This window comes from Arthrobacter sp. P2b, from assembly GCF_900168295.1.
Classification (GTDB): Bacteria; Actinomycetota; Actinomycetes; order Actinomycetales; family Micrococcaceae; genus Arthrobacter.
Genome location: NZ_FVZL01000002.1, coordinates 115,878 through 141,518, shown reverse-complemented (window position 1 = coordinate 141,518; position 25,641 = coordinate 115,878). Strand labels below are relative to the sequence as shown.

Genomic DNA, 25,641 nt, shown 5'->3' with positions numbered 1-25,641 from the left:
GTTAACTGTACCTTAGCCTGCAGTGTTGCCACTGCCCGGCCGCTCCCGGGCCCCGCCGGATGTCTGCCGGGGCGTGCCAGGGAGTTGCCCGTGGTACCCAGGAGGTGCTCAGGCGTGGCCTGCCGCCTGCATCTGGCGCAGTTCCTTTTTGAGTTCGCTGACCTCGTCCCTGATCCGGGCGGCCACTTCGAACTGCAGCTCGGCGGCTGCGCCGTGCATCTGCTCGGTGAGCTGTTCGATGAGGCCCACCAGGTCCTCGGCGGGAGCGGCCGCGAGGCCGTCGGCGCGGACCTGGGCTGCGCCCTTGGCCCCGGACTTGGTCCGCTTGGCTCCCTTGGCCAGGCGGTTGTTGTTGAGCAGCTCCTGGGTGTCGGCGTCTTCCCGTGCCAGCTGGTCGGTGATGTCGGCGATTTTCTTCCGCAGCGGCTGCGGGTCCACGCCGTGCTCTTTGTTGTAGGCCACCTGGATGGCGCGGCGCCGGTTGGTCTCGTCAATGGCGTGGGCCATGGAATCCGTGATGCGGTCCGCGTACATGTGCACCTGGCCGGAGACGTTGCGGGCGGCGCGGCCGATGGTCTGGATCAGGGACGTGGAAGAACGCAGGAAGCCTTCCTTGTCCGCATCCAGGATGCTCACCAGGGACACCTCGGGAAGGTCGAGGCCTTCCCGGAGGAGGTTGATGCCCACCAGCACGTCGAAACTGCCCAGCCGCAGTTCCCGCAGCAGTTCGACGCGCCGCAGCGTGTCCACGTCCGAGTGCAGGTACTCCACCTTGATGCCGTGGCCCAGCAGGTAGTCCGTGAGGTCCTCGGCCATGCGCTTGGTCAGCGTGGTGACCAGGACACGCTCGTCCTTCTCCACCCGGGTCCGGATCTCGCCCAGGAGGTCGTCGATCTGGCCCTTGGTGGGTTTGACGATGACTTCCGGGTCCACCAGTCCGGTGGGGCGGATGATCTGCTGGACGAAGCCGTCCGCCTTGCCGAGCTCGTATTTGCCGGGCGTTGCGGAAAGGTAGACGGTCTGGCCGATCCGTTCCAGGAACTCGTCCCATTTGAGCGGCCGGTTGTCCATGGCGGACGGGAGCCGGAAGCCGTGGTCCACCAGGGTCCGCTTCCGGGACATGTCGCCTTCGTACATGGCGCCGATCTGCGGAATGGTCACGTGGGATTCGTCCACCACCAGCAGGAAGTCGTCAGGGAAGTAGTCGATGAGGCAGTGCGGGGCGGTGCCGCCGGCCCGGCCGTCGATGTGGCGGGAGTAGTTTTCGATGCCGTTGCAGAAGCCCATCTGCTGCATCATTTCGAGGTCGTAGGTGGTGCGCATCCGCAGCCGCTGCGCCTCCACCAGCTTGTTCTGCCCCTCCAGGGCGGCAAGCCGCGCGGCGAGTTCATCCTCGATGGATTTGATGGCGCGGGTCATGCGCTCCGGCCCGGCAACGTAGTGGGATGCGGGGAAGACGTACATCTCCGTCTCCTCGCGGAGGACCTCGCCGGTGACGGGGTGCAGGGTGTAGATGTTTTCCACCTCGTCGCCGAAGAACTCGATGCGGAGCGCCAGTTCCTCGTACATGGGGATGATTTCGACTGTATCGCCGCGCACACGGAAGGTGCCCCGGTGGAAGTCCATGTCATTGCGGGCGTACTGCATGGAGACGAATTTCCGCAGCAGCACGTCCCGGTTCATCTCCTGGCCCTTGCGGAGGGTGACCATGCCGGCGATGTATTCTTCCGGGGTACCCAGGCCGTAGATGCAGGACACCGTAGCCACCACCACAACGTCGCGGCGGGTCAGCAACGCGTTGGTGGCGGAGTGGCGCAGCCGTTCCACTTCCTCGTTGATGGAGGAGTCCTTCTCGATGAAGGTGTCCGTCTGCGGCACGTAGGCTTCGGGCTGGTAGTAGTCGTAGTAGGACACGAAGTACTCCACCGCGTTGTTGGGCAGGAGCTCCCGGAACTCGTTGGCCAGCTGCGCCGCGAGGGTCTTGTTCTGCACCATCACCAAGGTGGGGCGCTGGACCTGCTCGATGAGCCACGCGGTGGTGGCACTCTTACCGGTACCCGTGGCACCGAGGAGCACCACGTCCTTCTCACCGTTCTTGATGCGCTCCGTCAGCTCGGCGATGGCGGCCGGCTGGTCTCCCGCGGGCTTGAATTCGCTGATGACCTCGAAGGGCGCTACAACACGGTTGATCTCCTGCGCAAGGCTCATGGATCTAATCTACAACCGGGCACCGACACTGGCGGGGCGAGTCCGTTACGGGCGAACAGGCGCTGGTCCGCTGGGCGGTTTCAGGACGCGGACGACGGCGGCTCCCACCGCGTGCGTTCGGCCCAGGCGCACATTCCCGGCCACGCAACATCCGTAAACCACGGTTCCTTGGCCTCCGCATACGCCCTGGTGCTCCCCGAACCGGCAAAGCGCCCGGCGAGATCTTCCTTGTGCGCCGCGTAGAGCCGGAGGGCAGCGGGGTCGTCCCGCAGCCAGTCCCGGAACATCAGGGCGAAACGCCATCCGGGCGAGCCGGCAACGCGGACGTGAAGGTTGACCGGACGGCCGGGGTCGGCGTTGGCGTGGAAGCGTTTCTGCCACAGCCGGGGGTCCGGCTCCGCCGGTTTAGGTGTATCGGATCCGGCGCCGGGAACCAGGGGGAAGCCGGCTTCCGCCAGCAGCGGCGCAGCACTGTCGGCGTCGTCCAGGCTGGATACCGCAATCTGCAGGTCGATGACGTCCTTCGCGGCGAGCCCGGGGACGGAGGTGGACCCAATGTGATCCACCTCCAGGAAGCGCCCGGGGGCCACGGTCATGAGCCGCGCCATGATCCTCGCCGCCTGCTGTGCCCATTCCTCCCGGTACGGGACCAGGACAGGCCCGACGGTCCTCGCCGCGCGGGTCCCTGCGGCGAGGTTGTGGGCGAACGGCGCCAGCCGCCCGTCCCACAGCCCGTCCACCTGCTTGGTCAGCTGTTCCAACGTGCCGGAGTTGTCGAGGACCACGTCCGCCGCAGCCAGCCGCTCTTCCCGCGATGCCTGGGCTGCCATCCGCGAACGGGCAGCTTCTGCCGTCATGCCGCGGTGTTCCAGCATCCGCTGCACGCGGACATCGTCGGGTGCATCCACCACCAGCACGAGGTGGAAGGCGCTCCCCTGGCCCGTTTCCACGAGCAGCGGGATGTCCTGGACCACCACGGCATCGCTGGCGGCGTCATCCACGATGGCTGCGGCACGCGAGCGGACCAGCGGGTGGACGATCCCGTTGAGGACGGCGAGCCGTTCGGCATTTCCGAACACCACCTCGCCCAGGCGGGCACGGTCCAGCCGTCCGCCCTCGTCGAGCATCTCCGCACCGAACTCCGCCACGATGCGCCGCAGCCCCTCCGTACCGGGCTCCACCACCTCCCGGGCCAAGGCGTCAGCGTCCACCAGCACCGCGCCACGCTCCTTGAGCCGCGTGGCTACCACTGACTTTCCGGACGCGATTCCGCCCGTCAACCCGATCTTCAGCACCCTCCCACCCTATCCCTCGCCACCACCGCCCTATCCCAGGTGGCGTGGGCGTCGCACCTCGCTAGACTTGGGCGGATGCAGGAGCAAGACAGCAGGACCACCGCCTACACCACCCTTGCTGCCGGGCCCGATGTCCGCCACGAACTCGAGATCAAGCGTTCCCGGTTCATCACCGTCCTGCGGCGCGCCGGGACGGAGGACGACGCGCGGGACCTTGTGGCGTCCCTCCGCCGCGAATTCCACGACGCCCGGCACCACTGCTCCGCCTTCATCATCGGACCGGACCGGGATGTGCAGCGTTCCAGTGACGACGGCGAGCCGTCCGGCACGGCGGGGATCCCCATGCTCGAAGCCCTCGCCAAAAGGGAGACGATGCCCGGGGTGGCCGACCTCAGCGACGTCAGTGCCGTCGTCGTCCGCTACTTCGGCGGGGTGCTGCTCGGGACGGGCGGCCTGGTCCGCGCCTACTCCGAATCCGTCTCATCGGCCCTTGCCGCGGTTTCCATGGTGCGCCGCAGCCGGCTGCGCATCTGTTCCACGGCAGTGCCGCCCGGTTCGGCGGGCCGGCTGGAAAACGATCTGCGCGCGGCGGGCTTCGTCATGGGCGAGACGAGCTACGGCGGCCGGGACACCGTTCTGCGCGTCGCGCTGCCGGACGAGCCGGCCTCCATCGAGGCCGCCGCCGAACGCCTGCGGTCCCTGACTGCCGGCACTGCCATGCTCACCCCCGAAGGGACGGAGTGGGTTGATGTCCTGCTCCCCTGACGTTTCCCTGGTGGATGTGGACGACGCCGTCATGGAAGCCCTCCTGGCCCTGGCGAAACGCGACGCGTCCCCGGATGAGGTTGCACCGCCGCTGGGCGGGCCGGGATGGAACCCGGAACGCACCGCCTGGTTCCGCAGCTACCACCGCGCCGCCGCGGACGGCCTGGACGGGGAGGCGGGTGAGAAAACGTGGGGCGTTGTGTCCGGCGGCACCCTCGCCGGGTCTGTACGGCTCCGCCGGCTCGACGACGGCGGCTGCGGCACTGCAGCCGAAACGGGCATCTGGCTCGGCAGGAGTTTCCGGTCCCAGGGGATCGGAAGTGCTGCGCTGCGGCTGGTCCTGGAGGAGGCCCGCCGCGCCGGCCTGGCGCGGGTGGTTGCGCGCACCCTGTCCGGCAACATGGGCGCGCAGCGCCTCCTGGCCGGGCTTGGCTGCGACCTGACGCACGACGACGATGGGACGGTGGGCGCCGTTGTCGAACTTTAAGAAGCGCCTGCCGCCGGAGCACGCCGACCGGCCGGCTTAAGCGCAACAGGCCCCCTGCTTCCGCAGGGGGCCTGTTGCGTTGACGCCGGGAGACCCCGGCGCCGGTGGCAATTAGTTGCCGGTCAGCTTCTCGCGCAGGGCGGCAAGAGCCTCGTCCGAAGCCAGGGTGCCGGCGCCGGTGTCGGCGGCAGCAGGCTCGGAGGAGTAGCTGGTGGCGCCGGAGTCGCCGTCACCGGACGTTGCAGCAGCAGCGTCGTCGGCAGCGTGCTGGGCAACCTGCTTCTTGTGGGCTTCCCAACGGGTCTGGGCGTCAGCGTACTGCTGCTCCCAGGCGGCGCGCTGGTTCTCGTAGCCTTCAAGCCACTCGTTGGACTCGGGATCGAAGCCCTCGGGGTACTTGTAGTTGCCCTCTTCGTCGTACTCTGCGGCCATGCCGTACAGAGCGGGATCGAATTCGGTGCTGTCGGCGTCGACGCCCTCGTTGGCCTGCTTGAGGGACAGCGAGATGCGGCGGCGCTCGAGGTCGATGTCGATGACCTTGACGAACAGTTCGTCGCCGACGGAGACAACCTGCTCGGCCAGCTCCACGTGGCGGACAGCCAGCTCGGAGATGTGCACGAGGCCTTCGATGCCGTCTTCGACGCGGACGAACGCACCGAACGGAACGAGCTTGGTGACCTTACCCGGAACAACCTGGCCGAGGGCGTGGGTGCGGGCGAAGGTCTGCCACGGATCTTCCTGCGTAGCCTTGAGCGACAGGGAGACGCGCTCGCGGTCCAGGTCCACCTCGAGAACCTCGACGGTGACTTCCTGGCCAACTTCGACAACCTCGGACGGGTGGTCGATGTGCTTCCAGGACAGCTCGGAAACGTGAACCAGGCCGTCTACGCCGCCCAGGTCCACGAAGGCACCGAAGTTGACGATGGAGGAAACGACGCCGGGACGGACCTGGCCCTTTTCCAGCTTGTTGAGGAACGTGGAGCGGACCTCGGACTGGGTCTGCTCGAGCCATGCACGGCGGGACAGCACAACGTTGTTGCGGTTCTTGTCCAGCTCGATGATCTTGGCTTCGATCTGCTGACCGATGTACGGAGCAAGGTCGCGCACACGGCGCATCTCGACGAGGGATGCGGGCAGGAAGCCGCGCAGGCCGATGTCGAGGATAAGACCACCCTTGACAACCTCGATGACGGTACCGGTGACAACACCGTCTTCTTCCTTGACCTTCTCGATGTCGCCCCAGGCACGCTCGTACTGAGCACGCTTCTTGGAGAGGATCAGACGGCCTTCTTTGTCTTCCTTGGTGAGCACCAGGGCTTCGACCTGATCGCCAACGGAGACGACGTCTCCGGGATCAACGTCGTGCTTGATGGACAGCTCGCGGGAGGGGATGACACCTTCGGTCTTGTAACCGATGTCGAGCAGGACTTCATCGCGGTCGACCTTGACGACGGTACCTTCGACGAGGTCTCCGTCGTTGAAGTACTTGATGGTGGCGTCGACAGCTGCGAGGAAGTCCTCAGCGGTACCGATGTCGTTGATCGCGACTACGGGGGTACCGGGCTTCTCGGTGGAGGTGATGGTCATGTAGTAGGGGCTCCGTTGTGGATAGTTAGTCGGTCAGGCAAACCGGCGCGCCCGCGGTATGGAACGCAGGCGCGATTCGCGGTGAATCCGACGGATCCTCCGGGTCATCCTGATTTTGTGGATTGTAGAAAACGTGCACGTGGTACACGCCCGTTTATTCTAGTCGCAGGCTGCAACAAGGGTCAAAGCGGCCCCGTTGACACATCCCTGTCAGAAGTGCGTCATGCAGTGCGTGGCCCGCTCCACGGCGAACATCTGCCGGGCTTTGAGCGCCGCTCCGGCGGTGTTTTCGCGGATCTTTCCTGCTGCCGCCAGCGTGACGGGGCAGACGCCGCCCAGGTAGATCGAGGACAGCGCGGAAACGTCGAGCGCCAGGTCTCCGGCGGCGCCGTCGGACAGGCGTTCGACGGCGGCCTGGCCGCCCTCCACTGCCAGCGCGTAGGTTCCCGCCGTGAGGCCCAGCGGGTCACGGAGGTCCAGGACGAGCTTCCCGTCAGCCGGGTAGTGCCGGGCTGCCAGGGCTTTGGGAGCGTCGAGGATCCGGAGCCAGAGCATGTCCCTGCTGTCCGAGGATTCGACGCAGCGCGGATCGGTGAGGGCCCAGGCCAGGGGGTCGTCCAGCGGGGCTACACCCCAGGAGACGCACTCCACGAGGTCGATGGCCGCCAAGTATTGCCACAGCTCGAGGTAGGCGTCATTGGTGGCTGCCAGCAGGTCCACCACCTCCACGGTGTACGGCTTGGTGTCCCAGCCCAGGAACTTGTACGAGACGTAGCCGTCAACGTCACCGCCAGGGCCGTAGTGGAGGGCCACCTTGACGGCGGGATCCTCCTTGCCTTCGTGGCCCATTGACCCGGAGGCAAGTTGGCGGTACCACTCCTGCCGGCCGATGGATCCCGGAGTCAGCCTGTGCACGCGCTCAAAGACCGCGGGAGCCAGGTCCAGCAGGGCTTTGGGGTCTGCAACCTCCACGCTGCCCGTGGCTTGGTGCTGGAGGCTGAACCGGGAGGTGGTGTCCACCTTAACGGCCCTTTCGAAGCTGGCCACTCCGTAGCCGAAGCGCCCGTAGATGGTCCCTTCGGAGGCGGTGAGCGCTGCCATGGCGATGCCGTCCTCCCGGGCAAGCCGCAGGTCCTCGCCCATCATGCGGCGGAGCAGGCCACGGCGGCGGTGCGAGGTCCGCACCGTCACCGAGGTGACCAGCTGGGTGTCCAGGGTCCGGCCGAACCCGATGTTGAGGGTCTTGCGGAACGTCGCGAAGGTGGCCACGGGCACTTCCGCGGGCATCGACGACGGCGCTACAGTTCCGGTCTGGTACGCCCCGGTGAGGACACGTCCGTCAGCCTCGTAGGTGGCCAGCGCCTTTTCCACATGCTCGGGCGTCCGGGTGGCCTCGTGGAACCCGAAGGACACGGCCCGGCTCCAGGTGTCCGCTTCGGTGTAGCCGGTCTGTCCCTTGGATACCGCGCCGAAGCGCCGGATTTCATAGTTTCCGCTCAGATCAGCCATTTGTCCGAGCCTAGTCAATGATTCCGGCGCCTGGCCAGCATAAACACGCCGGTCACGCGGAGCGCACGAGTTAGTGGCCGGCGTCGTACCAGCTGGGTCCGACGCCGATCTGGACCTCCAGGGGCACGCTGAGGTCCGCTGCGGCGCCCATCTGCTCGGTGACGAGCTTCTCCACGGCCGCGCGCTCCCCCGTGGCCACTTCGAGGACCAGTTCGTCGTGGACCTGCAGCAGCATCCGGGACTTCAGGCCCTGGGCCTGCAGTCCGGCGTGGACTCCCAGCATGGCGCGCTTGATGATGTCCGCGGCGGAGCCCTGGATGGGGCTGTTGAGGGCGATGCGTTCAGCGTTTTCCCGCAGTTGCCGGTCGGTGCTGGTGAGGTCCGGCAGGTACCGGCGGCGCCCTTCGATCGTGGCGGTGTAGCCATCCACGCGGGCTTGGTCAACAACGCCGCGGAGGTAGTCGCGGACCGCGCCGAACCGGTCGAAGTAGTCCTTCATGAGGGTGCGGGCCTCGTCGACCGAGATCTCCAGCTGCTTGGACAGGCCGAAGGAGGTCAGCCCGTACGCGAGCCCGTAGGACATGGCCTTAACCTTTGAGCGCATGGCGCTGGTGACTTCGCTGGTGGGCACGTGGAAGATGTTGGAGCCCACGAACCGGTGCAGGTCCTCGCCGTCGCGGTATGCCTGGATCAGGCCCTCGTCGCCGGACAGGTGCGCCATGATCCGCATTTCGATCTGCGAGTAGTCGGCGGACAGCAGGCATTCGTAGCCCTCGCTCACCACGAAGATTCCGCGGACCCGGCGGCCTTCCTCACTGCGGATGGGGATGTTCTGCAGGTTGGGGTTGTTCGAGGAGATCCGGCCGGTGGCCGCTACGTTCTGGGCGTAGGTGGTGTGGATGCGGCCGTCTTCCGCCACGGACTTCTTCAGCGACTCGAGCATCTGCCGCAGCTTGGATGCCTCACGGTGCGCCATGAGCTGGACCAGGAATTCGTGCCCGGTTTTCTCCAGGAGGTTCTTCAGCGAGGCGGCGTCTGTGGTGTAGCCGGATTTGATCTTCTTGGTCTTGGGCAGCTGGAGCTCGTCGAACAGGACGGTCTGCAGCTGTTTGGGCGATCCCAGGTTCACTTCGTGGCCGATGGCCGCGAACGCCTGCTCCTGCGCGTGGTCGATGACCCTGGCAAGATCGGCGAGCTGCTCATCCATGCGGTCCATGTCGATGGCGATGCCGGCAAGTTCCATGTCGGCCAGCACCCGGCTGACCGGCAGTTCGAGGGTGGACAGCAGCTCCTCCGCCTTGCGCTCATTGAGCTCGGTCTCGAAGTATCGGCTGAGGGACTGCACGACGGCGGCTGCCTGGACCAGTGCGTCCGCGGCGGCGGTATCGTCCCCGTCGAACGACAGTTCCAGCTGTCCGGCCTTGGCCGTGGCGGCAGGAATTCCGACATTCAGGTGGTGCTGGGCGAGCTCGTCGAGTTCGTAGGAGCGGCGGTCAGGCTGGATGAGGTACCCGGAAATCGAGGTGTCATCCACCACGCCCTCCAGCTCCAGCCCGCGTGCCGTCAGTGCCTTCAGGGCGGCCTTGAAGCCGTGCATCACCTTGGGCGCTTCCGGGTCCCGCAGCCAGCCGGCCAGCACGTTCTCGGTCTCTGCATCCTGGCCGGACAGGTCGACGTAAACAGCGGCATCGTCCCGGACGATGGCCAGCGCTGCGGCGTCCTCGCCGATCCGTCCGGGAATGAGGTCCACCGCCAGGGCCGAGCGCTGCCCGGCCCCCGCGGCCAGGAATGCCTCCAGTTCGGCGGCGCTGGCAGGTGTGGTGTATTCGGGGGCGTCGATGCTCTCCCGCTCAGCGGCCGGTGTTTCCTGGTCACTGTAGAGGGCGAAGAGCCGGCTGCGGATGGTCTTGAACTCGAGCTGGTCGAACAGATCCTCCAGCGCTGCCTGGTCCGGGCGCGGCTGGTACAGGTCATCAAGCGTGACGGGAAGCTCCAGGTCCGTGTGGAGCTGATTGAGCATCCGGTTCCGCTTCACGTTTTCGACGTTCTCCCGCAGGGCGTCGCCCACCTTCCCGCCGATGGAGTCCAGGTGCTCAAGGACACCTTCGAGCCCGCCGTAAAGGTTGATCCACTTGGCCGCGGTCTTCGGGCCGACGCCGGGCACACCGGGAAGGTTGTCCGCGGTCTCCCCCACCAGCGCGGCAAGGTCGGAGTACCGGGACGGGCTGACGAAGTACTTGGCTTCGATGGCAGCGGCGTCCATCCGCGGGATGTCGCTCACGCCCTTCTTGGGATAGAGCACGAAGACGTTGTCCGTGATGAGCTGGAACGCGTCCCGGTCACCCGAAACCAGCAGCACCTCAAATCCTGCCTTCTCACCCATTGCGGCAAGGGTGGCAAGGATGTCATCCGCCTCGTAGCCCGGCAGCTTGATGGTCTTGATGCCCCAGGCCTCCATGACCTGCGCGATGAGGTCGATCTGGCCGCTCATCTCCCGGGGCGTCTCATTCCGGCCGCCCTTGTACTCGCTGTACTGGGACTTGCGGTGCGTGGTTTCGTCCGAAACGTCGAAGGCCACAGCGATGTGGGTGGGCTGCTGTTCCTTGATCAGGTTGATCAGCATGGACGTGAAGCCGTGGATGGCGTTCGTGTGCTGCCCGTTCATCGTGGAGAACTTGTCCGCTGGCAGGGCAAAGAATGCACGGAAAGCCATGGAGTGGCCGTCCAGCACCAGAAGCCGCGGCTGGCCCGTCATGGGCACCACGGGGGCTGCGGTAGCTGAAACGGATTCACCGGCGGTGGCAGGAACTTTCTCCTTGACGGCGGTGCCGCCCTGGGCGCTTCCGCCTTCCAGGGCGGGGTCCTGCGGAAGAACTTGGGACGGAAAAGGGGCCGGTTTGGTTGTTTCACTCACAGGTGCCAGCCTAGTTGGCATGATGGACAATTTCACGCCCGGACCATTCGCTGACGAGCTGACGGCCGCGGGCGTCCCGGATCACCTGCACGGCTGGCTGGGCCGGTTTGGGATCGGGGCCCTGGTGGTGAAAATGGGGATCCATTTCCTCGAGATGAGCCCGGAACGGACCGTCGCCACCATGCCTGTAGAGGGAAACACGCAGGTGGCAGGAATCCTGCACGGCGGCGCGCATGTTGTGCTCGCCGAAACGCTGGGCTCGTTTTCGGCGGGCATGCACGCCGGGCAGGGCCGCCACGCGGTAGGCATCGAGGTCAGCGCCACCCATCACCGGTCCATCTCCAAAGGGCTTGTCACGGGGACGTGCACGGCCATCCACCTGGGCCGGACACTGGCCACGCACGAGATCGTGATGACGGATGAGCACGGCAGGCGGCTTTCCACGGCAAGGATCACCAACATGATCCGGGACAACGCCGAGCCGCCCCAGGGATAGCGGGACTCTCCCCCACGTCGTTTTCGCAGCGGACCCGGCACGGGACACGGCGCCCCATAGCTCGTAGCGTTGACCGGCCCGGAACGGACTGATTGTCGTACCCTCCTGGGATGCTTTCGGTATGCAAACGAACCCGGTGGTGGTGCAGGCAGAGGAAGCGGTTGACGCCTCTGTTGCTGCGTTTACTGCTGTGCTGGCTGGCAGCGGTTTCGCCGTTTCCGGTGCTGTCTCCCTCGCCCCCGGCAGGGCTGAGGCTCCGGCTGGAGTTGATGATGACCCGTTGCGGCGGGCTGCTGACGGAGCCTTGGATGTCCTTGCCGGGGTAGCCCGGTGCGAAGCGAAGCTGGCCGCGTTGAAGGTGCAGGCCGTGGCGGTGTTGACCGCGGCCCTGAAGGCCTTGGACGCTCCGGCCGCCTCAGCATACGCGGCTATGGCGCAGGACAGGAGCTTGGTCGCTGAGGTCGGGTGTGCGCTGGCTATTGGGGACCGGGCCGCTGGTGCCCTGCTGGCTGAGTCCCATGCCCTGACCACCTCCCTGCCCCGTACGCTGGCGGCCCTGCAGTCAGGGATGGTCTCCTGGGCCCACGCCCGGACAATGGTGGAACAAACGGTGACCCTTGACCCCGCGGCGGCCAGCGCGCTGGAGGCGCACTTCCTTGACCCGGGCGCACCCAACCCGGCCAGGGGCTGTCCGGTCGGGGAGATGCCCGCGTACCGGTTCAGAGCCAAAGCCCGGATGTGGCGGGAACGGCACCACCCGGAAAGCCTGGAGAAGCGCCACGCCAGGTCCGTCGCGGACCGGCGCGTCGAGCACTGCCCGGACAACGACGCGATGGCCTGGATCTCCGCCTACCTGCCCGCGGTAACCGCCACTGCGATCTGGAACCACTGCACCGCCGCGGCGCGCCGGCTGGAGGGCCCGAACGAGCGGCGCACCCTTTCCCAGCGGCGCGCCGACGAATTCACCGCAGCACTCCTCGACGGGAACAGCGCCGTCCGCTACGGCCGCGACGGTGCTGATGGGGCAGACGCAGCCCGCGGGGAAGAAGGGGTTTCCGGGCCGTCGTCGTGGATCAGGCCGCAAGTGCTGGTCACGGTGCCCGTGTTCTCGCTGATAGGACTGACCGACGAGCCGGCGATGCTGGACGGGCACGGCCCAATTCCGGCGTCGATGGCCCGGGACCTCGTCGCCAACGGGGCCGGGTCGTTTTATCGGGTGCTGGTGGATCCCCGTGACGGGGCGCCGTTGGAGATCGGCCGCACGAGCTACCGGGTGGGCACCGCGATGCGGAACTGGCTGCGGATGCGGGACGGCAAGTGCCCCTTCCCGGGCTGCAGCAACCACTCCCTCGACAACGAAGCCGACCACATCCTCGCCTGGCATCACGGCGGCACCACCGGCATCAGCAACCTGGGACAGCCCTGCCCGAAACACCACAAGCTCCGACACACCAGCGCCTGGAAACCAACCCCGGCCACGAAGAATGATCCACCCGGCTGGATCTCACCGTCCGGCCGAAGATACAAAAGCGAAGAGCAGGACTGGGAACCACCACACTGGCCTGAACAACGGAGACCGGAGGTGGAAGCTGAACCACAAGGCAACGGGCGCCTCTACCCGACACTGTCTGATGCTGTCCGCGGCCATGTGGACTTCGTCCCCAGCGGGCTGTCCCCGGGTGAAGACGGTCTGGCGAGGTTCCTCCACGCCCGCACGTGAACGGCCAGGCGCATCGGGTTCGGGTTTCGACAGGCTCAACCACCGCACGTTACGTCAGGCGCTGTTGTCCGCGGTCCCCTTCAGCAGGTACCGCGACTCCACGATGCCCCTGCCCAGGGCGCGTGAGGCAGTCAGCTCAAGGGGCGGCGTCGGGCCTGACAATGGCAGCAGCCGCTTGCCCTCGCCCAGGATCACGGGGATGACCGAAAGGATGATCTCGTCCAGCAGGCCCGCGTCGGCGAACTGGGCGGCGAGGTTGCCGCCGCCCACCAGCCAGATGTTGTTATCGCCCGCGTCATGCCGGAAGTCCTCAACGAATTCAGTGACGTCGCCCCGGACAAAAGTGATGTCAGCGCCGGCAGGGGCTGTGTACTCATGCCGGGTGAACACGTAGCTGGGCGTGCCTGCGTAGGCCCACTTGTCCGGCTCGTGTTCCATCAGCCAGGCGTACGTCCCACCTCCCATCACAATGCAGCCCACGCCGGCCATGAACGACTCATAACTTTCGTTGCCGCCGTCGAAGCCGTCAAACTGCAGGAGCCAGCCGAGGTCGTCCGTGGGTGTGGCGATGAAGCCGTCCAGGGAAGCAGCTACGAAGTATTGGATCCGTGACATGGAGCCAGCCTAGCCAACCGTCGCGGCAGTGCCCAGAGGGCTCCGGGCTAGCCCGAGAAGTACGGGATGATCAGGTAGAGCCCGAAAAGGACCGCGAGGCTGCACAGCCCGAAGCACACGTAGGCAAAGGACTTCTTGATCCCGGGGGACGTCTGCTGGGCATCGGCGGCGATGGCCGTCAGCCGGACACCCAGCGAGTACAGGACCACTACGGTGACCGCCGCAATCAGGGTGGCACCGGCAACGGTCAGGAGTTCCAACCACTTCATCGCTGAGTCTCCTTGGAGGTGTTGGCGCCGGCCTCGGCGTTGGCATCAGTGTCAGCCTCGGCAATGACCGGGGTATCGGTCTTTGTCTTTGCCTTGGCCTTGGCATTCGCGCGGGCACGTGCCATGGCCTTCTTCTTGGCGAACCGGACAGCCTGCCCGGCTTCCTCGACCTCGATGGCGTTGTGGTGGCCCACGGCGGACTTACGTGAGTAGAAGAACATAAAGAGTACGGCTGCGGTGCCGGCCACCGCGGCGATCAGCACACCTACCACACCCGTCTTGACCAGCAGGGCGGTCAGTGCGCCCACGATGCCTGCCGCGGGAAGCGTGAAGAGCCAGCCGAGGGCGATTTTGCCCACCATGCTCCAGCGGACGCTGGTTCCCTTGCGGCCCATTCCCGAACCGATCACCGAACCGGAGGCCACCTGCGTAGTGGACAGGGCGAAGCCCAGGTGGGAGGAAGCCAGGATCGCGGAGGCGGTGCTGGTTTCGGCGGCGAAGCCCTGGGCCGGCTTGACCTCGGTAAGCCCGGCGCCCATGGTGCGGATGATGCGCCAGCCGCCGGCATACGTGCCGATGGCGATGGCGAAGGCGCAGGCAGCAATGACCCAGAACTGCGGACCGGAACCGGGATCCTGGGTACCTGCGGCAATCAGGACCAGCGTGATGATGCCCATGGTCTTTTGTGCGTCGTTGGTGCCGTGGGCCAGCGCCACAAGGCTTGACGTGAAGATCTGGCCGGTGCGGAATCCACCGCGCTTCTGGGTGAGCTTGCTGCCGGTTTCCGGATCATGCCGCGAGGTCAGGGCGTAGGCAAGGCGGGTACAGACGTACGCGACAATGCCCGCAATGAGCGGGGCGAAGATCGCCGGGAGGATGACCTTCTGCATGAGGCCTTCGAGGTTGATCGAGTTGAAGCCGATACCCGCGATGGCAGCACCGATCAGGCCGCCGAACAGGGCGTGGGAGGAACTCGACGGCAGGCCCTTGAGCCAGGTGATCATGTTCCACAGGATGGCGCCCATGAGGCCGGCGAAAATGATGTCCGGCGTAATTTGGACGCCGTCCGAACCTTCACGGATGATGCCGCCGGAAACCGTCTTGGCCACCTCGGTGGACAGGAACGCGCCCACCAGGTTGAGGATGGCAGCGAGGGTCACCGCGGTCTTCGGTTTGATGGCACCTGTTGCGATGGGCGTGGCCATGGCATTCGCGGTGTCGTGGAAACCGTTCGTGAAGTCGAAAAATAGTGCCAGTGCGATGACCAGCGCCACCATAAAGGTGATATCCACCTGTTGCCCAATCTGCAGAGTCGACGTTCAGCAGTTTCTGTCCCCCGGTTGCTGTGCTGCACAGCATAATTCACCAGCTGTTCGCTTGGAATGACCTGTGGCGTTAACACAACCGGCGTGAAACCCTATCGATCGTACGCGTCCATGGCATCAGGTCAAAACAACGGCCGGCTGAGGAAAGAGCGGACAGCTGCAAGTTCATCAGGTGCTATTCCCCGCCGCGGATTCGGGGAGACCGCCAGCATCCTCCGTCCCAGGAGCCGGGCCCAGGACTGCGCCTCCGCTTCGAAGGCCAGCTGGTCATCGATCCACACGGCAGCCTCCGGACCCGTGGTTTCCACATCCTCCTGAATGGCGCGAAGCTTCCACCAGCTGTTCCCGCTGCCTTCGCCCGCCGCCGTCAGGTATGGCCAGCCCCCGCCTTCCACGCCGATGGCGGGGCACAGGTACTGCGGGGCGAGGTCCTCCCAGCTGGTGAGCCAGACGCACCGCACGCCGTCCGTCCGCGCCAGGGCATTGAGTCCCGCCACGAGTTCCGTTGCATAGGCAACGGGAAGGAGACCGGCGTCGGCACGGTGCCAGGCGGAACCCCACGGTGTAGTTCCTTCCGGGCCAAACGGACAGATGACGCCGTCGACGTCGATGTAGAGCGTGCGTGCCACGCTGCCCCTTCCAGCCGCTCAGGCGGGCCCGGACTCCGACGGCTGCCGTCCAGCATCCAGTCCCGGCGCCACCCGTTCCTCCAAGGCGGCGATGGTCACGTCCGGCAGGACGATCAGTCCGTCCAGCTCCCGGCGGGCCCGCTTGTAGGCTGCCTGGCGTTCGGCCGGCGTGGCAGCATGGTTCTCCGCGATCATCAGCAGCTTCCGGGCGGTGGCCAGCCGCTCACGCTCGGGACCGGAGAATTTGCTGTCCCGGATCCGCCGGGCCTCCCGTTCGGCAACATCGAGCGCCACGGCAAAGCTGTTGACGGCCTGGCGGTACGCCTCGAGCCGTGCGGGAGACGTGATGTCAGCGGCCGAGGCCGGCCGCTGGCCGTCCGCCTCGCGTTTTGCACGGAGGAAGGCAACCGTGAGGGGTTCCCTGACGTCCGTCATGAGCGGAAAGTCGATGAGTTTTCCGACGTCGAGTTCGTAGTCCAGCCAGCGGCGGTTGGTGGCGTCATGGGCGGCTATCAGGGCTTCCACTTCAGCCGCCGAGGCCTTCTCGGCCTCACGGGCCTGGTTCTTCAGTGTGTACAGTTCCACCTTCCGTTGGTGGCGGCGCTCACTGGCTTTGCGCCAGCTGTTGGCATAGTGGCCGGCAAACGCGCTGAGCGGAAAGACCAGCCACCATTTGTCGGAGAGGAACTCAAGAAGTGACTCCACCCGTCCATCCTCGTAGTCGCCGGCTGCGGCCTCAAGGAGTTCGGCATCCTGCTGTTCCGTCCGGGCGCGCGGCAGTACGCTAAAGGCGTCATCCGGGAGGCGGGCATGCCAGAACTGGACCAGCTGCTGACGTCCGGGCGCGAAGCATTCGCCCGGCGGGACTGGCCCGCGGCCGCCAACAACCTTGCGGCAGCAGCCCGCCAGGCGCCGCTTTCCACCCGGGACCTGGAAGCCCTGGCAAGCTCGGCCTGGTGGCTGGGCAACGTGCCCGGGGCGCTGGCCGGGGCTGAGGAACTCTACCGGCGGCTCAACGACGCCGGCGACCGCCCCGGTGCTGCCATGACGGCCATCAACCTCTCCCTGCGCTGGGGCACCCGCGGGGACCTGGCGCTCGCCTCCGGGTGGCTGAACCGGGCCCGGCGGAACCTCGACGGCCTCGAGAACATTCCCGCCTACGGCTACCTCCTGTACGTGGAAGCGTCCATGTCCCTGGACTTCGACGGCGACGCGGCACCCGTGGCCGGCGCGTCCGCCGCCCTGGTGGAACTGTGGCGGACCCACCGGGACCCGGCACTGCTCTGCTTCGCCCGGATATTGTCCGGCCTGGCCCTGGTGCGCAGCGGACAGACGGCGGCGGGCTTCAGCGACATCGACGAAGCCATGCTTCCCGTCCTTGCCGGCGAAGTGCCGGCCGAGTGGAGCGGCGACATCTACTGCACGGTGACCCACCTCTGCCATGCGCTGGGCGACTACGCCCGAATGCGCGCATGGACGCAGGCGCTGGAGCATTGGACGTCCGGCCTGTCCCGCACCTTCGTCTACGCCCGGGTGACGCGCGTCCACGAACTCCAGCTGCTCAGCACCGAGGGGTCGTGGGAGGACGTCATCCGGGAAATCGGGCCACTGAGCGAAGAACTGGCCGCCGCCCACGGCTGGATGGCCGGCACCGGCTTCTACGAACTGGGTGACATCCTCCGCCTCCGCGGTGACAGCTCCGGTGCTGCCCGGGCATTTTCCCGGGTCCGCGGGACGGGGCTGGACCCGCAGCCGGGTGAGGCGCTGCTGCTCCATGCCGCCGGCCACCACGGCCAGGCGCTGGAGCAGCTCAGCCGTTCCCTCGGCGAAGGCAATCCCCTTGACCGCGCCCGGCTCCTCCTTCCCGCGACCGAAATCGCACTCGCCTGCCGGCAGCCGGACCTCGCTGCAGCCTATTGCGGCGAGCTGGAACAGATCGCGGAGCGGTTCGCATCGCCGGGCTTCCTCGCCTGGGCAAGCCATGCCCGGGCGCACCTGCTGCTGTCCTCCGGCATGCCGGCAGAAGCAGCGGCAGCACTGGAATCCGCGGCCCGCATCTACCGCAGCCAGCGTGCCCGCTACAGCATCGCCCAAGTACATGAACTGCTCGCTGCCTGCAGGACATCCATGCACCAACAGGCCGCCGCGGAGGCAGACATGGCCACTGCCCTGGCCATCTACCGGCAGCTTGGCGCACTGCCGGACGTCCGGCGGCTCGAGCCAGGGCTGCCGGGCGGGCTCACCGCGCGGGAGGCGGAGGTGCTCGCCCTTGTCAGCCGCGGAGCCAGCAACCGGGATGTGGCAGGCGCCCTGGTCCTCAGCGAAAAGACGGTGGGGCGCCATCTGGCCAACATCTTCCAAAAGATCGGCGTGACATCGCGGACGGGCGCAGCCGGCTGGGCCCGGGAACACCGCCTGCTGTAGGGCCGTACGCTTCGGTGCCCCTTGCTGGAACGCGCGACGGCGTCCGGCGCCCGTGTGGATGCCGCACCTTGGCACGCGGCCGCCTCCCGCCGTCGTACCTTCCCGGGGCCTGGCCCGAAGCAGTGCCTTCCAGCGGCCTCCTTTTGCCAGGCTGCAACATCTGCCCCATCCCTGCGCGGAAAGATGCACATTCCACCCGACGCGGACGTCCGCTCCCCCGCCATAGCGTCGGAGTATCCGAACAGCCAAAGGTCCGGGCAACGGGCCCGGTGACACACAAGGAAAGGGCGGATCATGACCACGTACCAGGCGGAGCCAGCCACGGAATCAGCCGAAGCAGCAGCGGAGGCTGCCGCGGAACGGCTCGTGGGCATCCTTAATGACGGTTCCGTGGCCGTGCTCGCGAGCATCGGCCACCAGACGGGACTGTTCGAAACGCTGGCTGGCCTGCCTCCCGCCAGCAGCGTCCAGATCGCCGACGCGGCGGGGCTGAACGAGCGCTACGTCCGCGAGTGGCTGGGCGGAATGGTGACTGCACGCTTCATCGATTACGAGCCCGGTGCGAAGACGTACTTCCTGCGGCGGGACATCGCCCCATCCGTCAGCGGACCGGGAGTGGCCAACCTTGCGCGGACGCTCACGTACGTGACGTTGATGGGCGAGGTGGCCGGCAAGGTGGTGGAGAAATTCCGTACGGGCGGCGGCCTGGACTACTCCGACTACCCGGGCTTCGTCCAGATCCAGGCGGCAGACAGCGCGTCGGTCCATGACGCCTCGCTGGTGGACACCATCCTTCCGCTGTCCGGCAGGATTGACCACCTGCGCTCCGGCATCCGGGTGGCCGATATCGGCTGCGGTGCGGGCCACGCCGTGAACCTGATGGCGCAGGCCTTTCCCGCCAGCAGCTTCGTGGGCTACGACTTTTTCGCGGAAGCCCTTGACGCCGGGCGGGCCGAGGCGGAGCGGCTGGGCCTGCCCAACGTCCGGTTCGAGCTGCGCGACGCCGCCGCCCTGGACCTCCGGGAAGATCTGGACCTCGTCACGGTTTTCGACGCCGTCCACGACCAGGCCCACCCGGCAGCCGTGCTCCGCAACATCTGGGAGGCACTGAAGCCGGGCGGGACCTTCCTGATGGTGGACATGAAGGCCTCCAGCAACCTCGAGGACAACGTCGACCTGCCCTGGGCTGCCTTCCTCTACGCCATCTCCACCACCCACTGCATGTCCGTTTCACTGTCCCAGGGCGGCGACGGACTGGGGACCGTGTGGGGCGTCCAGCAGGCCGAACGGCTGGTCAGGGACGCCGGATTCCAGGACGTCCGGGCGGTGGACCTGGACGAAGACCCGTTCAACGCCTACTTCGTGGCGTCAAAACAGGGCTAGCCCCGTCATCAATCGGGCGCGTCCGGCAGGATCAGGGCGCGCCCGTGGTGCCCTGCGCAGCGTTGACGTTGACCAGCCAGGCAACGCCATAGCGGTCCGTGCACATTCCGAAGATGTCACCCCAGGGGGACTTTTCCAACGGAACCGTGACCGACCCGCCGTCGCCGCTCAGCTTGTCGTAATAGCCGCGGAGTTCTGCCTCGTCCTCGCCGCTGAGGGAGATGGAGATGGCCGAACCCTGGCTGTACTCCATGCCATTGGGGGTGTCGGCCCCCATCAGGACCAGGCCCTGCGGGGTGGTCAGCATGCCGTGCATGATCTTGTCCGCTTCCGCAGGATCCTCGCTGGCCTGGTACTCCCCGAAGGTGCTGACCCGCAGTTCCCCGCCGAACACTGACTGGTAGAAGTTCATCGCCTCGCGGGCGTTGTCCCGGAAGCTGAGGTAGGGATTGAGGACAGTTGGCATGGCTTGTTCTCCTTGCTGTGGGGACTGACATGGACCAGACAACATCCTGCCCCAAAGAAGGGCGCGCTGGTAGGGGGTTTTGACGTGCGGGTTGGCACCTTCGGAACGTAGGCTCGGGGGCATGGCCAGATATTTCGACGTTCATCCCCAGGACCCCCAGCCCCGGGCAATTGCCCAGGCGGTCCGCATCCTGCTCGACGGCGGGCTGATCGCCTACCCCACGGACTCCTGCTATGCGCTGGGCGCGCAGCTGGGGAACAAGGATGCCCTGGACCGGATCAGGAGCATCCGCCGGCTGGATGACAAGCACCACTTCACCCTGGTGTGCCGGGACTTCGCCCAGCTGGGCCAGTTCGTGAACATCGGCAATGAAGTATTCCGCAGCATCAAGTCGGTCACGCCCGGAAGTTACACATTCATTCTTCCGGCCACCCGGGAAGTCCCCAAGCGCCTGCTGCATCCGAAGAAAAAGACCGTTGGCGTCAGGATCCCGGACAACCGGGTGGTTTCGGCATTGCTGGCCGAGCTCGGCGAACCCCTGTTGTCCAGCACCCTGCTGCTGCCCGACGAGGAAGACCCGCTGACCCAGGGGTGGGACATCAAGGAACGGCTGGACCACCAGGTGGACGCCGTGATCGATGCCGGCGACTGCGGCGCGGAGCCCACCACGGTGGTGGACTTTTCCAGCGGCGTGGCCGAGGTGGTCCGGCAGGGCGCCGGCGACCCCTCCCGCTTCGAATAGGTTTCGGCGGGGCCCCGGCGTCCGGTCAGTCCTGCTTCTTTGCCCGGCTGGGCTGGACCCGCGGCGGTTCCCCCGGCATTTTGGGGTAGTCCGGCGGAAACGGCAGCTCACCCAGGCCTGCTTTGCTGTCCCGCTCCCACCACTCGAGCAGGGTGTCAATGCTGCCCGGATTCTTGTGGAAGCCGGCCCAGGGGTCCCCGGTGGTCCGGAGCCTTTCGGGGACGGTCAGGATGGTGAAGTTCTTGGGATCGGCGTTCTCCAGCTCATCCCACGTGATGGGGCAGGACACCGGGGCGTGCGGCAAAGCCCGGGGACTGTAGGCGCCGGCGATGGTGCGGTCCCGGTTGGCCTGGTTGAAGTCGAGGAAAATCCGCTGGCCACGCTCTTCCTTCCACCAGGCGGTGGTCACCTTCTCCGGCATCCGCCGCTCCACCTCCCGGGCGGCGGCAATCACGGCGTGCCGGACATCCAGGAATTCCCGGGTGGGCTCGATGGGCGCGTAGACGTGGAGGCCGCGGTTTCCCGAGGTCTTGATGAAGCACTCGAGTCCGGCCTCGGCCAGGACCTCCTTCAGCACCAGGGCCGCGGGAACCGCATCATCAAAATCCGTCCCGGGCTGCGGGTCCAGGTCGATCCGCAGCTGGTCCGGATTATCCGGGTTTCCGGCCCGGGACGGCCACGGATGGAACACCACGGTGTTCATCTGTGCGGCCCACACGGCGGCTGCCGGTTCATCCAGGACGAGCATGGGATGCGAACGGGCGCTCGGGAAGACCACTTTCACTGAGCGCATGAATTCAGGGGTCCCCTTGGGCGGGTTCTTTGAGAAGAACTGCTCGCCGTCCACGTTGTCCGAGTACCTCTGCAGCGCCACGGGCCGGTCACCGTTCGCGGCAATGAACGCCTCGCCCACATCGCAAAGGTACTGGACCAGATCCAGCTTGGTGAGGCCGAGGTCCGGCCACAGGACCCTGCTGGGGCTGGAAATGCGCATCTCGCGCTCGCCGTGGGGGCCCGGAACCGTGATTTTTGTCTGTTCGCTCGCCATGGGGACAACGTACACCCCGCCGTCCGGATGCCGGCACATTTCCGGACGTCCCTGCGGCATGATGGAGACATGCCCGCCGAAGAAACAGACTTTCCGCTTGCCGTTGGCGAGGTCACCGTCTCCGCCGCTTATGCCCGCCCGGACGATCCCTGGGCCACGGTGGTGGTCGCCCACGGTGCCGGCGCTGGAATGGAGCACCCCTTCCTGCGCGGGTTCACGGACGCACTGAACTCCTTGGGCTTGGCAACGCTGCGCTTCAACTTCCCCTACCGTGAAGCCGGGCGGCGGTTCCCGGACCGCCCGCCGGCCGCAATTGCCACCTGGAATGCGGCGATGGCAGCTGCTGCGGAACGCGCAGCAACCCACGGGGACTCCGGCCCCCTGTGGGCGGCAGGCAAATCATTCGGCGGCCGGATGGCGTCCATGGCAGTCTCCGAAGGGATGGCTGCTGCGGGTCTGATCTACCTCGGGTACCCGCTGCACCCGCCCGGAAAGCCGGAGAAACTGCGGGACGAACACCTCTACGGGATGACCACGCCGATGTTGTTCCTGCAGGGCACCCGCGACACGTTTGCCACGCCGGAAATCCTGCAGGACGTTGTGTCACGCATAGGGCCGTCCGCGGTACTGCAGTGGATGGACGGCGGCGACCATTCCTTCGCCGTCGCAGGTGCGAAACGGCCGGCGGGTGAGATCGGGGCCTCGCTGGCCGCTCCGGTGGCCGACTTTATCCGGTTCGCCCGCTAGGCACGCCCGCCCGGCTCCATCCGGTTACGCTGCTTCCTCGTGCCACCAGCCCTCCCACGCTGCGGAGGTGAGCCGGCCTTCGGGAAAGTCGTTCTTCCCGCTGCCGCCGTTGTAGGACCGGTTGTCGTCACTGCGCCGGCCGTCGAGCAAAAGGTTAAAGAGAAACATCGGTATGTCCTTCCATGTGGGGTATGGACCACGCTGTCCACGTACCACCGAGCGTAGCCAAGGCATGTTTCAGCACGTCGACGCGACGTTTCAGCTGTGTATCGGAGTTCTCACGCAGCCGCCGGAGACCGGTGGCATGCGCCCGGAAGGACCCTAGCTGCGCTGCTTGGCCCGTGCTGTGGCCGGGGCAGTCCAGGGATCCTCCGGCCACGGGTGCTTGGGATAACGGCCGCGCATCTCTGCCCGGACCTGCGCATAGGGACCGGACCAAAAGGACGTGAGGTCACCGGTCACGGCCAGCGGGCGCCGGGCCGGGGACAGCAGGTGGAACAGGACCGGAACCGTGCCGTTCACCAGCCGGGGCGAATCGGCCAGGCCGAAGCATTCCTGCAGCTTGACGGCTACCACAGGCGGCGCGGTGTCGTCGTCGTGATGAGGGTAGTCGATCCTGATCCGTGAGCCGCTGGGAACCTCCAGCCATTCCGGGGCCAGCTCATCCAGCCGTCCGGCCTCCGGCCAGGGCAGCAGGCGCCGCAGCGGCTGGGTGAGGTCCAACGCCGCGACCGCGCCTCCCGCCGCAAGGCTTTCAAGTTCCGGACCCAGCCAGTCGTCCAGGCGCAGCAGGAGGGCGGCGTCCGAGACGTCGGGCCACGGTCCGCCCAGCTCCCGGTGCAGGAAGGCAAGACGGCGGCGCAAGGCGTCGGCCGCCGTCGACCATTCCAGGACGGCAAGGCCCTCCTTGTGCAGGGCTCCGGCCACGGCCGCCTTGCCTTCGGCCGGTGAGGGACGGACAGGGGTGTCCGCGAGCACGATCGCACCCAGGCGCCGGACTTTCCGTGCCGTAACACGTCCCTGGACGAACTGCGCCTCGACCGTTTCCGCCAGGAGGTGCGAGGCGGCTGCCTGGGCGAGCTCGGCGTTGAGCGGCGCAGCCGTCCGGATGACGGCGCCGGTGCCGGCCGAGTCCCTGCCCTCCGCCCGCGACACTTCGGCCACGGCCAGCCATTCGTACCCGGACAGGCTGCTTCCCGCCGGCAGGCCGGCACGCGTCCCGGACGACAGCAGGTACCGTGCAGGCCCGTCACCGGGCACGAGCCGGGCCACCCGGTCCGGAAAGGCCAGGGCGACGACGGCACCCACCGCCTCGGTGCCGGCCGCGCCGAGGGTGGCAACTGCAGAGGTGGGAACTCCAGGGGATGCGGGGTTGCCCGCTTCCCGGGCCAGGGCCCGCAACCGCTTTGACTCGTCCGCCCAGCGCCGGCCCGCCGGCCCGGAATCGCCACGAAGCTGGGACAACAGCCGCGGAAGGTCAGCGCCGGGAGCACGGTGGTCTCCGGCAACTGCGGCCACCACCTCTGCCGCCGCCCGGGCACCGATGGTTGCCGCGCCGTCCAGCAGGGCGCGGGCAAGCCTCGGATCGGCAGGAATTCCGCCGAGGGTGCGCCCCGTAGCGGTGGCGTGGCCGTCTGCTGACACGGCACCCAGTTCCCTGAGGATCTCGACGGCGTCATCCAAGGTTTGCCGCGGCGGCATGTCCGGCAGGGCAAGCCCTTCGCCACCCGGCGATCCCCAGCATGCCAGCGTCAATGCTGCGCCGGTCAGGTCCGCCACCTTGATTTCGGGCGTGACATGGGCCGGCGCTGCCCCATACGCCTGCTGCGTGTAGCAGCGGACCACGGTGCCCGGACCTTGGCGGGCCGCCCGGCCTGCGCGTTGATCCGCCGATGCCCGGGAGCAGGAGACCGTTACCAGGCCGCTCATGCCACGGCCGGCATCCCGCCGCGGCTCCCGGGTTAGCCCGGAATCGATGACCAGCCGGACGCCCGGGACGGTCAGCGAGGACTCCGCCAGATCGGTTGAAACGATAATCCGGGCATTGTCCCCCGGCCGCCGTCCGGACACTGCGCGGTCCTGCTCCGCGGCACCTACCTGGCCATGCAGCTCGAGCACATCGATGCCTTCCTCCAACCGGCCGCGGAGGCCTGCTGCCACCTGCGAGACTTCGCGGGCGCCGGGGACAAAAACCAGGGCATCCACGGAGCCGTCCCCGGCCAGGGCGCGGGCGTAGGCGCGTGCCGCTGTTTCCACGAGGTGGTCCAGGAAGCTGCGGGCCACTCCCCTGGTGTCCAGCCGCGGGCCCGGGGCAGGTTCCCACTGGACATCCAACGGATGGAGCACGGACGGGCAGTCGACGACGGGAGCCGCGGGACCGCCGTCGGGGTCCCCCAGCAGGGCGGCGAAGCGGGGAGCATCGAGGGTTGCCGACATGGCCACGACGGTGAGGTCGCTGCGCAGCTGGCGGACTTCGGCGAGCATGCCGATCAGCAGGTCCGTCTCCAGGCCGCGCTCGTGGACTTCGTCCAGGACGACGGCGGCAACGCCGTCAAGGCCGGGATCGGCCAGCAGGCGGCGCAGGAGGATGCCGGGCGTCACGAACTCGACGAGGGTATCGGAACCCGCCTGCCGTTCGCCGCGCACGGTGTAGCCCACGCGGCCGCCAAGCCGGCTGGCGTCCAGGGCGGAGAGCCGCCGGGCAGCGGAACGTGCCGCCACCCGCCGCGGCTGGGTGACCACAACCCTGCCCGTGCCGGAGACGAGGTTCGCGAGCAGCGGCGGGACGAGTGTTGTTTTCCCGGTGCCGGGCGGCGCCTGCACCACCGCCGAGCCCGCGGCCGGCCCGGTGTCCAGGGCCTCCTCCAGGTCCGGAAGGGAACCTGCGAAGGCCAGGCCGGCACCGATGGCACCGAGGTCGAAGGCTTTCGCGGTGTAGCGCCGGCCGCGCAGGTTTGATGAAGTCACCCGTCCATTCTGCCCGGCCCCCTTCCCCTTGCGCGGGTTCCGCGC

The 25,641-nt window shown here is 67.1% G+C and carries 22 protein-coding genes; 8 read left to right on the top strand and 14 right to left on the bottom strand.

All coding sequences use genetic code 11. The features are described 5' to 3' along the window. Window positions 1–108: 108 nt before the first annotated feature. On the bottom strand, window positions 109–2,208 hold the full coding sequence (gene uvrB / locus B5520_RS05225) for an excinuclease ABC subunit UvrB (RefSeq protein WP_079596024.1): 2,100 nt from the start codon (window positions 2,206–2,208) through the stop codon (window positions 109–111). An 80-nt stretch (window positions 2,209–2,288) separates the two neighbouring features. Continuing rightward, a complete protein-coding gene (gene coaE, locus B5520_RS05220) occupies window positions 2,289–3,503 on the bottom strand; it encodes a dephospho-CoA kinase (protein WP_079596023.1) in 1,215 nt (404 codons plus the stop codon). Window positions 3,504–3,578: 75 nt separating this feature from the next. On the opposite strand from coaE, the gene B5520_RS05215 reads away from it, so the two are divergent. Both B5520_RS05215 and B5520_RS05210 read left to right on the top strand, forming a co-directional pair. Next, window positions 3,579–4,268, top strand: coding sequence for an IMPACT family protein (locus B5520_RS05215; protein ID WP_079596022.1), 690 nt, complete (start codon window positions 3,579–3,581; stop codon window positions 4,266–4,268). Beyond that, window positions 4,252–4,755, top strand: coding sequence for a GNAT family N-acetyltransferase (locus B5520_RS05210; protein ID WP_079596021.1), 504 nt, complete (start codon window positions 4,252–4,254; stop codon window positions 4,753–4,755). The genes B5520_RS05215 and B5520_RS05210 overlap by 17 nt, the downstream gene beginning before the upstream one ends. Before the next feature lie 111 nt (window positions 4,756–4,866). Here B5520_RS05210 and rpsA read toward each other — a convergent pair whose 3' ends face one another. The 3 genes from rpsA to polA form a co-directional block, all read right to left on the bottom strand. Continuing rightward, on the bottom strand, window positions 4,867–6,342 hold the full coding sequence (rpsA, locus tag B5520_RS05205; RefSeq protein ID WP_079596020.1) for a 30S ribosomal protein S1: 1,476 nt from the start codon (window positions 6,340–6,342) through the stop codon (window positions 4,867–4,869). 210 nt (window positions 6,343–6,552) lie between these two features. Then, on the bottom strand, window positions 6,553–7,851 hold the full coding sequence (locus B5520_RS05200) for a GNAT family N-acetyltransferase (RefSeq protein ID WP_104443438.1): 1,299 nt from the start codon (window positions 7,849–7,851) through the stop codon (window positions 6,553–6,555). A 70-nt stretch (window positions 7,852–7,921) separates the two neighbouring features. Continuing rightward, the gene (polA, locus tag B5520_RS05195; protein ID WP_254865501.1) at window positions 7,922–10,564 is read right to left on the bottom strand and encodes a DNA polymerase I; all 2,643 of its coding nucleotides are present in this window, start codon (window positions 10,562–10,564) and stop codon (window positions 7,922–7,924) included. Between the two features lie 220 nt (window positions 10,565–10,784). Here polA and B5520_RS05190 point away from each other — a divergent pair, with 220 nt between their 5' ends. Both B5520_RS05190 and B5520_RS05185 read left to right on the top strand, forming a co-directional pair. Next, entirely contained in the window at window positions 10,785–11,261 is a 477-nt protein-coding gene (locus B5520_RS05190) for a hotdog fold thioesterase (RefSeq protein ID WP_176156791.1), read from the top strand. 121 nt (window positions 11,262–11,382) lie between these two features. Then, entirely contained in the window at window positions 11,383–12,981 is a 1,599-nt protein-coding gene (locus B5520_RS05185) for an HNH endonuclease signature motif containing protein (protein WP_079596017.1), read from the top strand. 54 nt (window positions 12,982–13,035) lie between these two features. Here B5520_RS05185 and B5520_RS05180 read toward each other — a convergent pair whose 3' ends face one another. The 5 genes from B5520_RS05180 to B5520_RS05160 all read right to left on the bottom strand — a co-directional run bounded on the left by B5520_RS05180 (window position 13,036) and on the right by B5520_RS05160 (window position 16,524). Continuing rightward, window positions 13,036–13,596: a dihydrofolate reductase family protein gene (locus B5520_RS05180; RefSeq protein ID WP_079596016.1), complete on the bottom strand. Its 561-nt coding sequence runs from the start codon at window positions 13,594–13,596 to the stop codon at window positions 13,036–13,038. Window positions 13,597–13,643: 47 nt separating this feature from the next. Beyond that, window positions 13,644–13,865: a hypothetical protein gene (locus B5520_RS05175; RefSeq protein ID WP_079596015.1), complete on the bottom strand. Its 222-nt coding sequence runs from the start codon at window positions 13,863–13,865 to the stop codon at window positions 13,644–13,646. Then, on the bottom strand, window positions 13,862–15,157 hold the full coding sequence (locus B5520_RS05170) for an inorganic phosphate transporter (protein ID WP_079596014.1): 1,296 nt from the start codon (window positions 15,155–15,157) through the stop codon (window positions 13,862–13,864). Before B5520_RS05170 ends, B5520_RS05175 begins: the two co-directional genes overlap by 4 nt. 155 nt (window positions 15,158–15,312) lie before the next feature. Further along, the gene (locus tag B5520_RS05165; protein WP_079596013.1) at window positions 15,313–15,819 is read right to left on the bottom strand and encodes an HAD domain-containing protein; all 507 of its coding nucleotides are present in this window, start codon (window positions 15,817–15,819) and stop codon (window positions 15,313–15,315) included. An 18-nt stretch (window positions 15,820–15,837) separates the two neighbouring features. Beyond that, the gene (locus B5520_RS05160; protein WP_079596012.1) at window positions 15,838–16,524 is read right to left on the bottom strand and encodes a hypothetical protein; all 687 of its coding nucleotides are present in this window, start codon (window positions 16,522–16,524) and stop codon (window positions 15,838–15,840) included. Window positions 16,525–16,629: 105 nt separating this feature from the next. On the opposite strand from B5520_RS05160, the gene B5520_RS05155 reads away from it, so the two are divergent. Further along, complete coding sequence (locus B5520_RS05155) at window positions 16,630–18,243, top strand: helix-turn-helix transcriptional regulator (protein ID WP_079596011.1); 1,614 nt, start codon at window positions 16,630–16,632, stop codon at window positions 18,241–18,243. Window positions 18,244–18,537: 294 nt separating this feature from the next. Continuing rightward, on the top strand, window positions 18,538–19,626 hold the full coding sequence (locus B5520_RS05150; RefSeq protein ID WP_079596010.1) for a class I SAM-dependent methyltransferase: 1,089 nt from the start codon (window positions 18,538–18,540) through the stop codon (window positions 19,624–19,626). Window positions 19,627–19,657: 31 nt separating this feature from the next. Here B5520_RS05150 and B5520_RS05145 read toward each other — a convergent pair whose 3' ends face one another. Beyond that, window positions 19,658–20,092 carry a VOC family protein gene (locus B5520_RS05145; protein ID WP_079596009.1) on the bottom strand — a complete coding sequence of 145 codons (435 nt, stop codon included), beginning with the start codon at window positions 20,090–20,092 and terminating at the stop codon, window positions 19,658–19,660. A 121-nt stretch (window positions 20,093–20,213) separates the two neighbouring features. On the opposite strand from B5520_RS05145, the gene B5520_RS05140 reads away from it, so the two are divergent. After that, window positions 20,214–20,834 carry an L-threonylcarbamoyladenylate synthase gene (locus B5520_RS05140; RefSeq protein WP_079596008.1) on the top strand — a complete coding sequence of 207 codons (621 nt, stop codon included), beginning with the start codon at window positions 20,214–20,216 and terminating at the stop codon, window positions 20,832–20,834. A gap of 25 nt (window positions 20,835–20,859) precedes the next feature. Here the strand turns inward: B5520_RS05140 and ligD are convergent, their stop codons facing one another. Further along, window positions 20,860–21,882, bottom strand: a complete 1,023-nt coding sequence (gene ligD, locus B5520_RS05135; protein ID WP_079596392.1) for a non-homologous end-joining DNA ligase — start codon at window positions 21,880–21,882, stop codon at window positions 20,860–20,862. A gap of 69 nt (window positions 21,883–21,951) precedes the next feature. On the opposite strand from ligD, the gene B5520_RS05130 reads away from it, so the two are divergent. Further along, window positions 21,952–22,629, top strand: coding sequence for an alpha/beta hydrolase family protein (locus tag B5520_RS05130; protein ID WP_079596007.1), 678 nt, complete (start codon window positions 21,952–21,954; stop codon window positions 22,627–22,629). 24 nt (window positions 22,630–22,653) lie between these two features. On the opposite strand, the gene B5520_RS22700 is transcribed toward B5520_RS05130, so the two are convergent. Both B5520_RS22700 and hrpB read right to left on the bottom strand, forming a co-directional pair. Continuing rightward, window positions 22,654–22,797 carry a hypothetical protein gene (locus B5520_RS22700; protein ID WP_176156790.1) on the bottom strand — a complete coding sequence of 48 codons (144 nt, stop codon included), beginning with the start codon at window positions 22,795–22,797 and terminating at the stop codon, window positions 22,654–22,656. 153 nt (window positions 22,798–22,950) lie between these two features. Continuing rightward, window positions 22,951–25,596: an ATP-dependent helicase HrpB gene (gene hrpB, locus B5520_RS05125; protein WP_254865475.1), complete on the bottom strand. Its 2,646-nt coding sequence runs from the start codon at window positions 25,594–25,596 to the stop codon at window positions 22,951–22,953. Window positions 25,597–25,641: the final 45 nt, after the last annotated feature.